This is a genomic window from Kitasatospora sp. NPDC032121 (assembly GCF_055580145.1).
Genome location: NZ_JBVILX010000005.1, coordinates 298,545 through 310,978, shown reverse-complemented (window position 1 = coordinate 310,978; position 12,434 = coordinate 298,545). Strand labels below are relative to the sequence as shown.

Genomic DNA, 12,434 nt, shown 5'->3' with positions numbered 1-12,434 from the left:
CGCCGAGCTCACGGGACCCTAGTGAGCGGATTCCCCGGCCGGTCCCGTCGGCAGGAAGGCGGCGCCGTCCTGGTCGCGGAGCACGGTCAGCAGCCCGCGCAGCGCCGCTTCCAGCCGGTCGGTCTCGGCGTCCGTGAAGTGGACGGACGGCTCCAGCCGCAGGGTGTTGACGGCGCTGGCCGTCGGGAGGATCCGCAGGGCGTGGACGCGCAGCAGGTAGCCGGACAGCAGGTAGCCGAGCAGCCCGGCACGGGCCTGCCCGGCGATCACCTCGGAGGCGGAGTCCGACTGGTCGTGGAACTCCAGGCCGAGCATCAGGCCCTTGCCGCGGACGTCCTTGACGACCGTCCCGAACTCCCGCTGGAGCCCGCGGAGCATGTCCGCGAGCCGGCTGCCGCGCTCGGCGGCCAGCCGGTACGCCCGGCCGCCGTCCGCCTCCAGCAGGTCGACCGTCCGGACGGCGATCGACGTGGAGAACGCGTCCTTCGCGAAGGTCGAGCTGTGCACCAGCTCGAACTCCTTGCGGTAGCGCGAGCCGCGCACCAGGGTCACCGCCGCCTTGGCGACGCCGCCGCCCAGGCTCTTGGCCAGCGTGATGTAGTCGCCCCGCAGGCCGAGGTGCGAACTCGCGAAGAAGGCGCCGGTGCGGCCCATACCGCTCTGCACCTCGTCGACGACGATCGGGATGCCGGCCGCCGCGCAGGCCTGCCGGATCCGCTCCGTGGTCTCCCGGTCGAACACCCGGATCCCGGCCTCGCCCTGGACCGGCTCCAGGACGAAGGCGGCGACGGTCGGCAGTCCGCGCTCGACGACGCGCACCGCGCCGCCGTCCACCGCGAGGTCGAACACGCTCCGGCGCACCGACTCGATCGTCTTGGCCAGGGCGTCCGGCTCGTGCACCGCGACGAAGCGGCACTGCGCGGCCAGCGAGGAGAACGGGGTGCGGAAGCCGGGGTTGTGGGTGAGCTGGACGCTGCCGACCAGCTTCCCGTGGAACGAGCCCTCCGGGGCCAGGAACACCGGGGGCGCCGCCAGGCGCGGTGCGTTGGCGCGGCGGATCCCGGCGATCACCTCGTCCAGCGGGGCGCCGGCCGCGACGCCCCCGGCCGCGGCCAGACGGTCGTACGCGGCCCCGCCGGCGAGTCCGGCCCCGCCGGCCGCCGCCGCACGGGCCTGCTCGATGTTCCCGTCGATCTCCCCGGCCAGCTCGGTGAGGCGCGCGACCCGGTCGAACTCGGCGTGCTTCATCGCGATCTCGACCGCTTCGGCACCGCTGTTGGCGAAGATCGCCGAGTAGGGCTCGTCCGTGCCGAACTCGCGCCGGATGACGGCGTTGACCTTCTGCGCCAGCTCGTTGGCGTACGGGTGCTTCGAGAACTGCGCGTGGACCGGGACGCCCCCGTCCAGCAGCTCCTTCGCGTAGCCGACGATCTCGGGATTGCTGTGCCCGAGGATCGTCGAGCCGTAGCCGCCGACGAGGTCGAGCACCGGGACCTCACGCCCCGTGTCATCGTGGAAGAAAAGGGTGTCCTTTTCCGCCCTGGAATAGTGGACGTTCAGGCCGAGTGAGGCGAGCAGACCCCCGAGATAGGGCTCCGCAAGGTCCTGCTCTGCAATCTCCGGGTTCATTTCGGCTCGTGTTCCCAATCTATGAGGGCCTACGTGTCCGGAACCATACCGACGGACCCGTAACGGGTCTGTAATCACGCGCTAATCGGCGCATCAGCCCGTGGTCACCGCGAGCTGTTCCGCCGGGAAAGAGCGCCGGGTTACCACTTCACGGAAGCCCGTGGACGAGACTGGGCGGCGGTTGCGAGTCGCATGAGAAGTCCTCCATGAGAAGTCCTCCGGGAAAGGAAAAACCCGTGCACGGTAGCGAGGAATCGGCAGGCGCCTCTCCTGCGGAGATCCCGGGAGCTGAGGGCGCGTGAGCACCGACGAGAACCAGCTCCGCCAGTACCTCAAGCGCGCTGTCGCCGACGCCCAGGCCAGCCGCAGACGGCTGCGCGAGATCGAGGAGAAGGACCGCGAGCCGGTCGCGATCATCGGGATGGCCTGCCGGTACCCCGGCGGCGTGGACTCCCCGGAACGCCTGTGGCAGGTGGTCGCCGACGGCGTGGACGCGGTGAGCCCGTTCCCCGAGCACCGCGGCTGGCCCCTGGACCGGCTCTACCACCCCGACCCCGACGCGGTCGGCACGTCGTACACCGACCAGGGCGGATTCCTGCACGACGCGGACGGGTTCGACCCGGAGTTCTTCGGCATGTCGCCGCGGGAGGCGCTGGCCACCGACCCGCAGCAGCGGCTGCTGCTGGAGACGGCCTGGGAGAGCTTCGAACGTGCCGGGATCTCCGCCGACGCCGTCTCCGGCAGCCGGACCGGCGTGTTCATCGGGTCGATGTACCACGACTACGGATCCCGCCCCCACCTGCCGCCCGAGGAGTTCGAGGGCTACCTCTACAGCGGCAGCGCAGGCAGCGTCGCCTCTGGCCGGCTGTCCTACGTCTTCGGCCTGGAGGGCCCCGCCGTCACCGTCGACACGGCCTGTTCCTCGTCGCTGGTCGCCGTCCACCTCGCGGCGGCGGCGCTGCGCCGCGGCGAGTGCGACCTGGCCCTCGCCGGCGGTGTGACCGTCATGTCCACCCCGCAGGCCTTCGTCGAGTTCTCCCGGCTGCGCGGCCTGTCGGCCGACGGGCGCTGCAAGTCCTTCGCCGCGTCCGCCGACGGCACCGGCTGGGCCGAGGGCGCCGGCGTCCTGCTCGTGGAACGGCTGTCCGACGCCCTGCGCAACGGGCACGAGGTGCTGGCCGTGATCACCGGAACGGCCACCAACCAGGACGGCGCGAGCAACGGGCTCAGCGCACCCAACGGGCCCGCCCAGGAACGGGTGATCCGTCAGGCCCTGGACTCCGCCGGACTGACCGCCGCCGACGTCGACCTCGTCGAGGCGCACGGCACCGGCACCCCCCTCGGCGACCCGATCGAGGCCAACGCCCTGCTCGCCACCTACGGAAAGGGCCGCTCCGCGGACCGGCCGCTGCGGCTGGGCTCGTTCAAGTCGAACGTCGGGCACACCCAGGCCGCCGCCGGGGTCGGCGGGATCATCAAGGTGGTCGAGGCCATCCGCCACGGCGTCATGCCGAGGACCCTGCACGCCGACCACCCGACCCCGCACGTCGACTGGAGCTCCGGCGCGCTGGCCCTGCTCACCGAGCAGCGGGACTGGCCGGAGCTGGACCGGCCGCGTCGGGCCGCCGTCTCTGCCTTCGGTTTCAGCGGCACCAACGCGCACGTCATCGTCGAGCAGGCGCCGCAGCCGGCCGCCGAGCAGCCGGCCGCCGAGCAGCCGGCCGCCGAGCAGCCGGCCGCCGAGCGGCCGACCGCCGAGCAGCCCGAGCCGCAGCCGGCCGCCGCACCGCCCGCGCCCGTCCTGCCGTACGTCCTGTCGGCGCGCTCCCCGCAGGCGCTGCGGGCGCAGGCCGAGCGGATCGCCGGGCTGCTCGCCGAGCGCCCCGACCTCGACCTGCTCGACCTCTCCTGGTCGCTGGCCGCCACCCGGACGGCCATGCGGCACCGCGCCGTCGCCCTCGCGGGCGACCGCGAGGAGCTGCTGGACGGCCTCGCCGCCCTCTGCGAGGAGGACCCGGCCGCGATCACCGGCAGCAAGGACGAGGGCCGGATCGCGTTCATGTTCACCGGCGGCGGCGCCCAGCGCGTCGGGATGGCCCGCGAACTCGTCGAGACCTTCCCGGAGTTCGCCGCGGCCTTCGACGAGGTCTGCGCCGCCCTGGACGCGCACCTGCCGCGCCCGCTGCGCACGGTGATCGAGTCCGGCGACGAGCTGGACCAGATCGACTACACCCTCGCCGCGCTCTTCGCGGTCGGGGTCGCGCTGTTCCGCCTCTTCGAGGCGTGGGGCGTCCGCCCGGACTACCTGGTGGGCCACTCCACGGGCGAGCTGATCGCCGCCCACCTCGCGGGCGTGCTGTCGCTGTCCGACGCCGCGGTCCTGGTGACCGCCCGCGGGCGCCTCATGCGGTCGCTGCCGGAGGGCGGCGCGATGGTCGCCGTCGAGGCCACCGAGGAGGAGGTCCTCGAAACCCTCGACCCGGACGGGCGCGCCGTGATCGGTACGGTCAACGGCCCGCGTGCGGTGGTCCTCTCCGGCGACGAGGACGCCGTCCACGCCGTCGCGGCGGTCTGGCGGGAACGCGGCCGGTCCGTCAAGGTCCTGCCGATCCTGCGGGCCTCCCACTCCCACCGGATGGAGCCGATCCTCGACGAGTTCCGCGGCATCGCTGAGCAACTCACGTTCCACGAGCCGAAGTTCGGGATCGTGTCCACGGTGACCGGCAAGGTGGACTACGGCGACTGGACCACGCCCGAGTACTGGGTGCAGCAGATCCGTCGACCGGTCCGCTTCCTCGACGCGGTCCGCACCCTGGAGGCCGAAGGCGTCACCACCCTGCTGGAGCTCGGCCCGGACGGCGTCCTGTCCGCGCTCGCCGCCGCCGGCGCGGACCATGCGGTCGCGGTGCCCGCCATGCGCCGCAAGCAGCCGGAGCCGCAGTCGCTGGTGCACGCGCTCGCCGTGCTCCACACCCGGGGCGTGCCGGTCGACTGGCAGGCCTTCTTCGGCGCCGCCCGGGTGCGGCGGGTCGCTCTGCCGACGTACCCCTTCCAGCGCGAGCGGTACTGGCTGGAGCCCTCGGCCGATGCCGCGGCCGCCGCCGGTGCACCGGCCGGCACACCGGAGCCGCTCGGCTCGCTCCACCAGGTCGGCTGGCTCCCTGACGTCGTACGCCCGGCCGTCCGGGCCGTGCCCTGGGCCCGGCTCGGGAAGCCCGGCGACGCGGGGGACGGCAGCGCCGCGTCCTACGCCGACCTGGCGGCCTTCGGGCGGGCGCTCGACGCCGGCGACGCGGTCCGGGCCCTCGTCGTGCCGATCGACGCCCGCCCGGACGGCGGGGACGTCCACCCGGACGGGGCGCCGCACCGGCTCCTGCGGCAGACCGCGGACCTGCTGCGGGACTGGCAGGCCGACGAGCGGTTCGCCGACACCCGCCTGGTCCTCGTCACCCGGGGCGCCGTCGCCACGGCGGACACCGAGGCGCCGGACCCGGCCGCCGCGGCCGTCTGGGGCCTGGTCCGCTCCGCCCAGTCCGAGTCGCCCGACCGGATCCTGCTCGTGGACACCGACACTGTCACTGTCACCGTCACCGTCACCGACACCGACACCGACACCGGCGCCGAGCCGGTCCCCGCCGCCCTGCTCGCCGCCCTGCTCACCGCCGACGAGCCGCAGGCCGCCGTCCGGTCCGGCCGGGCCCTCGTACCCCGGCTCGGCCGGATCCGCGCCTCCGCCGTGCGCGGCGGCCAGGACGGCCCGGTGTGGAACCCGCAGGGCACCGTCCTCGTCACCGGCGGCACCGGCGTGCTCGGCTCCGCCGTCGCCCGCCACCTCGTCACCGAGCACGGCGTCACGCACCTCCTGCTGGCCGGTCGTACCGGCGCCGACGCGCCGGGCGCCGACCGCCTGGCCGCCGACCTGGCGGAGCTCGGTGCGACGGTCCGCATCGCCGCCTGTGACGTCGCGGACCGTGAGGCCCTCGCCGCGCTGCTGGACGGCATCCCCGCCGACCGGCCGCTGACCGGTGTCGTGCACGCGGCCGGAGCCCTGGACAACAGCCTGCTGCCGGCCATGACCCCGCAGCAGCTGGACGCCGTCCTGCGCCCCAAGGCGGACGCCGCCCGGCACCTCCACGAGCTGACCCGCGACGCGGACCTGACGGCGTTCGTGCTGTTCTCCTCGACCGTCGGGCTGTTCGGCGGACCGGGCCAGGCCAACTACGCCGCCGCGAACGCCTACCTCGACGGGCTCGCCGGGCACCGCCGGGCCCACGGCCTGCCCGCGACCTCACTGGCCTGGGGCCTGTGGGACGTCGAGGGCGGCATCAACGGGGCACTGGGCGACCTCGACCGGGCCCGCTTCGCCCGCGACGGCTTCGTGCCGATCGGCGTCAGCGAGGGACTGGAGCTCCTCGACACCGCCCTCGCCTCGGGCCGGCCCGCCGTGGTCACCACGGCGTTCGACCTGGAGGCCCTGCGCGCGCTCGACCGGGTCCCCCCGCTGCTGCGGGCCCTGGTCCCGGCCGAGCCTCGGCGCGCGGACGGCGGCCCCGAGGTGCCGACGGCCCAGCAGCTGTCCGCGCTGCCCGCCGCCGAGCGCGCGAAGTTCGTCCTCGACCTGGTCCGCGGCCGGGTGGCCGCCGTCCTCGGCCTGGGCGACCCCGACGCCGTCGACCCCGAACAGCCCTTCCGGGAGCTCGGCTTCGACTCGCTCACCGCCGTCGAGATGCGCAACCGGCTCAACACCGTCACCGGCGCCCAGCTGCCGGCCACCGCGGTCTTCGACCATCCGACGCCGTCGAAGCTGGCCGCGTTCCTGCTCGCCCGCATCGCCTCCGAGGAGGCACCGCAGCCGCAGCCGGCCGCGCTCGCCGCCCTGGACGAGTTGGAGCAGGCGCTCGCCGCCGAGGACGGCAGCGGCACCGGCGGCGACCGCGACGAGATCACCGTCCGACTGCAGACCCTGCTGTCGCGGTGGCTGGAGACCGGCGCACAGCCGGGAGAGGGGGCCGAAGAGGCCTTCGACGATTCCCTCGCCTCGGCGTCGACCGACGAACTCCTCGACCTCATCGACAACGAGCTCGGCCGCGCCCACCACTGACCTCCGACTCCTGGAACAGGTAACTCCCCTCATGGCGGATGAGAAGAAGCTCGCTGACTATCTGAAATGGGTCACCGCTGACCTACGCAAGGCCCGCCAGCGCATCGCGGAACTGGAGTCCGGCCGCACCGAGCCGGTCGCGATCGTGGGCATGGCCTGCCGTTACCCCGGCGGCGTCCGCTCGGCCGACGACCTGTGGCGGCTCGTCGCGGACGGCCGGGACGGCATCACCGAGTTCCCCACCGACCGCGGCTGGGACGTCGCCGCGCTCTACGACCCCGACCCGGACGTTCCGGGCACCACCTACACCCGGGAAGGCGGCTTCCTCGACGAAGCCACCCGGTTCGACGCCGGCTTCTTCGGCATCTCGCCGCGCGAGGCGCTCTCCATGGACCCCCAGCAGCGGGTGCTGCTGGAGACCGCCTGGGAGACCTTCGAGCACGCGAGGATCGACCCGACCGCCCTCAAGGGCTCCGACGTCGGCGTGTTCGTCGGCGCCGTGGAGCAGTCCTACCTGGGGCTGGAGGGCCCGGAGGAGTTCGAGGGCTACCTGCTGACGGGCAAGCTCGGCAGCGTCGTCTCCGGCCGGCTCTCCTACTCCTTCGGCTTCGAGGGCCCCTCCATGACCGTGGACACGGCGTGCTCGTCGTCCCTGGTCGCCATGCACCTCGCGGCCCAGTCGCTGCGCACCGGCGAGTCGAGCCTCGCCCTCGCCGGCGGAGTGACCGTCGCGGCCACCCCCGGCGGGTTCGTCGACTTCTCCAGGCAGCGGGGCCTCGCCCCCGACGGCCGCTGCAAGTCCTTCGCCGCCGCCGCCGACGGCACCAGCTGGTCGGAGGGCGCCGGGCTGATCCTGCTCGAACGCCTCGGCGACGCCGTCCGCAACGGACACCGGGTGCTCGCCGTCCTGCGGTCGTCGGCGGTCAACTCCGACGGTGCCTCCAACGGGCTCACCGCCCCCAGCGGCCCCTCGCAGGAACGGGTCATCCGCACCGCGCTCACCGGCGCCCGGCTCGACGCCGCCGACGTGGACGCCGTCGAGGCCCACGGCACCGGCACCCGCCTCGGCGACCCCATCGAGGCGCAGGCGCTGCTGGCCACCTACGGGGCCGCCCACACCCCCGAACGCCCGCTGTTCCTCGGCTCGTTGAAGTCCAACATCGGGCACTCGGTGGCGGCCGCCGGGGTCGGCGGCGTCATCAAGATGGTCCAGGCGCTCCGGCACGCGGAACTCCCGAGGACCCTGCACGTCGACGAGCCCACCCCGCTCGTCGACTGGGACGCGGGTGCGGTCGCGCTGCTCACCGAGCACCGCCCGTGGCCGCGGACAGGCCGGCCGCGCCGCGCCGCGGTGTCCGCGTTCGGCGTCAGCGGCACCAACGCGCACCTGATCCTGGAGCAGGCACCCGAGCAGGAGCCCGCCCCCGCCCCCGCTGCCGTCCCCGCCCCCGCTGCCGCCGCGCCCGCGCTGCTGCCGCTGTCCGCCAGGAGCCGCCAGGCCCTGGCCGCCCAGGCCCGCAGCCTGCTGGCCTTCCTGGCGGACCACCCCGGCCTGTCCGCCGCGGACCTCGCCTACTCGACGGCCACCACGCGGGCCGCGCTGCCGTACCAGGCCGTGGTCGTCGGCGCGGACACCGAGGTGCTGCGCGCCGCGCTGCGGCCGCTCGCCGAGGACGGCGGCCGCACCGCCACCGCACCGCCCACCCGCGGCGGGCTCGCCTTTCTCTTCACCGGCCAGGGAGCACAGCGCGCCGCCATGGGCCGCCGGCTGTACGAGGCCTTCCCGGTGTACGCCGAGGCCTTCGACGCGGTGTGCGCCGCTCTCGACCCGCACCTCGACGCCCCGGTGCAGCAGGTACTCGACGACGAGGACCTACTGCACCGGACGGGCAACGCGCAGCCGGCGCTGTTCGCCCTGGAGGTCGCCCTGTACCGACTGTACGAGGCGTGGGGCATCACCCCCGACCACGTCGCCGGCCACTCGATCGGCGAGTTGGCCGCCGCCCACGTCGCGGGCGTGCTGTCGCTGCCCGACGCGGCGGTCGTGGTGGCCGCCCGGGGCCGTCTCATGCAGGCCCTGCCCCCGGGCGGTGCGATGGTGGCCCTGGAGGCCGCCGAGGACGAGGTCGTACAGCTGCTGAAACGGTCCGGAGGGGCCGTGTCGATCGCCGCCGTCAACGGCCCGGCGGCGACGGTGGTTTCCGGCGACGCCGACGCCGTCGACGAGATCGCCGCGACCGCGCGGTCCTGCGGTCGGCGCACCAAGCGGCTCCCCGTCAGCCACGCCTTCCACTCACCGCACATGGACCCGATGCTGGAGGAGTTCGGCCGCGTCCTGCGGAAGGTCACCTTCCGCGCGCCGTCCGTCCCCCTCGTCTCGACGCTCACCGGCCGCCCCGCCACCGAGGAACAGCTCCGCTCCCCGGAGTACTGGGTCGACCAGGTCCGCCGGCCGGTCCGGTTCCACGACGCGGCCCGCACCCTCGCCGAGCTGGACACCACCGTCGCCCTGGAACTCGGCCCGGCCGCCGTGTTGTCGGCGCTGGTCGCCGAGGACACCGACATCACCCCGGTGCCCGCCGTGCGCACCGGCCCGGCCGAGGCGCAGGACGCGCTCGCGGCGCTCGGCGCGCTGTGGTCCGCCGGGATCCCCGTCGACTGGCCGGCGGTCTTCGCCGGAACCGGCGCCCGTACGGTCGACCTGCCGACCTACCCGTTCCAGCGCGAGCGGTACTGGCTGGAGCACGTCCCGGCCGCCGCGCCCGCGACGGCGGCGCCGACCGCACGGGAGTCGCTGCTCCACGTCGGCTGGACCCCGTTCGACGCGGCCCTCCCGCTCTCCCCGCCCGCCCCGGCGGTGCTGGACCTCGGGGACGCCGACGTCCTGGGCCTGCCCGAGTCCGCCGGGAGGTCCTTCGCCGACATCACGGACGCGCTGGCCGCCCTGGGCACGGACACCCCGTACGACGCCCTGCTCGTCCCGCTGGCGTGCGACCCGGGCGGGGACGTGCCGCAGCGGGCGCAGGACACCGCGCAGCGGGTGCTGGCGCTGGTCCGGTCCTGGCTGGCGGACGACCGGACCGAGGACGTCCCGCTCGTCGTCCTCACCCGCCGCGCCGTCGCCGCCGACGAGGCCGGCACCGATGTCGCGGACCTCGTCGCCGCACCCCTGTGGGGCCTGCTGCGCTCGGCGCAGTCCGAGGCGCCCGGCCGGATCGTGCTGGTCGACGTGGACGAGGACCCGCGCTCGCGGGCGGTCCTGCCGGCGGTCCTGGCCTCCGGCCGGCCGCAGGTCGCGGTCCGCTCCGGCCGGCTGCTCGCCCCGGGCGTCGCCGACCTCCCCGCCGCGGTTCCCGCAGACGGCACCCCGGGGGGCGGGACCCGGTGGCGCACCGGCGGCACCGTCCTCGTCACCGGCGGCACCGGCGCCCTCGGCGGGCTCTTCGCCCGCCACCTGGTCCGCACCCACGGGGTGTCCCGGTTGTTGCTCGTCAGCCGCAGCGGGCCGCAGGCGCCCGGCGCGGCCGAACTGGCCGCCGAACTCACCGGCCTCGGCGCCGAGGTGCACCTCGTCGCCTGCGACCTCGCAGACCGGGACGCCCTCGCCGCCCTGCTGGACACCGTTCCTGACACCCACCCGCTCACCGGGGTCGTGCACGCCGCCGGCGTGCTCGACGACGGCATGATCCGGGACCTGACCCCGGACCGGCTGGCCGCCGTCCTGCGGCCCAAGGTGCACGCCGCCTGGCACCTGCACGAACTCACCCGGGACCGCGAGCTGGACGCCTTCGTCCTGTTCTCGTCCGTGGCGGGTGTCATCGGCGGCACCGGCCAGGCCAACTACGCCGCCGCCAACACCTTCCTCGACGCGCTGGCCGCCCACCGGTCCGCCCTCGGCCTGCCCGCCGCCTCCCTCGCCTGGGGCCTGTGGGCGCACGAGCGCGGCATGAGCGGGCACCTGACCCGCACCGAACTCGACCGGATCGCCCGCTCCGGCCTGCTCACCATCACCGAGGAGACCGGCCCCGAGCTGCTGGACCTGGCGCTCGCCACCGGCCGTCCCGCCCTCGTGGTCACGCCGGTCGACCGGGCCGCGCTGCGGAGCAACGTCCGCCGGGCGCCGCTGCTGCTGCGCAGCCTCGTCCACGACCCGGCGGACGCGGACGGGTCCGAGGTGCAGGCCGAACTGCGGCCGGAGCGGCTGGCCGGACTGCCCCAGGAGGAGCGGACCGCGCTCGTCTCCGCGTTCGTCCACCGCGAAGTGGCCCTCGTTCTCGGCCACTCCGCGGCCGGGGCGGTCGAGGGCGAGCAGCGCTTCTCCGACCTCGGCTTCGACTCGCTCACCTCGGTCGAACTGCGCAACCGGCTCGGCGACGCCACCGGCCTCAAGCTGCCGCCGTCGCTCGTCTTCGAACACCCGACCCCGGCGCGGCTGGTGGAGCACCTGGCGGCCCTGCTGTCCGCCGCGGGCGGGGGAGCGGCCGACGCCGCCGGCGCCGACCTCGCCGCGGAGGTGCGTCTCGACGCCGGGATCCGGCCGACCGGCGAGGTCAGCCGGGTGGCCGCCGACCCCCGCGAGATCCTGCTCACCGGCGCCACCGGGTTCCTCGGCGCCTTCCTGCTCCGCGACCTGATGCGATCCACCCGGGCCACCGTGCACTGCCTGGTGCGGGGCACCGACCCGGCCGAGGCGACCCGCCGGCTGCACGAGAACCTGGAGTGGTACCGGGTCCGCGACGACATCGACCCGGACCGGCTCTCCGTCGTCGTCGGCGACCTGGCCGCCCCCCGGTTGGGGCTCACCGAGGCCGCGTTCGACGACCTCGCCCGCCGGGCCGATGTCGTCTACCACGCCGGCGCCACGGTCAGCTGGGTGCGGCCGTACACCGAGCTCGCCGCCGGCAACGTGGGCGGCACCCGGGAGGTCCTGCGCCTCGCCGCGGCCCACCGGACGGTCCCGGTGCACTACGTGTCCACCACGGGCGTGTTCCCCGCGCCCGGCCCCGGTGCCGCGCCGGCCACCGTGACCGACCCGACCGGCCCCGGGCACCTGCTGCACAACGGGTACCTGCAGAGCAAGTGGGTGGCCGAGCAGGTCATCGAGCTCGGCAGGAGCCGCGGACTGCCCGTGTCGGTCTACCGGGTCGACGTCGTCAGCGGCGACCGGGAGAGCGGCGCCTGCCAGACCAAGGACTTCGTCTGGCTGAGCCTCAAGGGCCTGCTGGAGACCGGAGCGGTCCCCGACAGCCTCGCCGGCGTCCTCCACATGGTTCCGGTGGACTACGTCAGCGGCGCGATCACCCACCTCGCGACCCGGGAGGACGCCGCCGGCCGGACCTTCCACCTCTACAACCCCCAGGACCAGACCTTCACCGAGTTCGTCGGCCACCTCCGCGCGTTCGGGTACGACCTGCCCGAACTGGACTGGGACGCCTGGTCGGCCCGGGTCCGCCAGGACCGGAGGAACGCCGTCGTCCCGCTGCTGGACTCCTTCGAGGGGATGAACGCCGGCACCGGCACCACCACCTATCCGCCCATCGACGTCTCGGAGACCGACCGCGCCCTGCGCGGCACCGGCATCACCTGCCCGCCGGTCGACCGGGACCTCTTCCACACGTACGTGAACTTCTTCGTCCGCGCGGGCTGGTTCCCGCCCGGCGGGCCCGCTCGGGACGAGCAGAAAGGGTGACCACCACCGTGGAGA

Annotated in this window: 2 protein-coding genes and 1 pseudogene; 2 read left to right on the top strand and 1 reads right to left on the bottom strand. The window is 74.8% G+C overall.

The window, feature by feature from the left end:
* Positions 1-18: 18 nt before the first annotated feature.
* A complete protein-coding gene (locus ACZ5OX_RS17520) occupies positions 19-1,629 on the bottom strand; it encodes an aspartate aminotransferase family protein (protein WP_465630715.1) in 1,611 nt (536 codons plus the stop codon).
* Between the two features lie 328 nt (positions 1,630-1,957).
* Between ACZ5OX_RS17520 and ACZ5OX_RS17515 the strand changes: the two are divergent.
* Together ACZ5OX_RS17515 and ACZ5OX_RS17510 are read left to right on the top strand one after the other, a co-directional pair.
* A pseudogene (locus tag ACZ5OX_RS17515) lies at positions 1,958-6,730 on the top strand (type I polyketide synthase); the annotation flags it as partial.
* A 31-nt stretch (positions 6,731-6,761) separates the two neighbouring features.
* Complete coding sequence (locus tag ACZ5OX_RS17510) at positions 6,762-12,419, top strand: thioester reductase domain-containing protein (protein ID WP_465630713.1); 5,658 nt, start codon at positions 6,762-6,764, stop codon at positions 12,417-12,419.
* Positions 12,420-12,434: the final 15 nt, after the last annotated feature.

Bases quoted from the DNA above. Each gene is read 5' to 3' on its own strand.
- ACZ5OX_RS17520 (WP_465630715.1), bottom strand. From the start codon at position 1,629: ATGAACCCGGAGATTGCAGAGCAGGACCTTGCGGAGCCCTATCTCGGG.
- ACZ5OX_RS17510 (WP_465630713.1), top strand. From the start codon at position 6,762: ATGGCGGATGAGAAGAAGCTCGCTGACTATCTGAAATGGGTCACCGCT.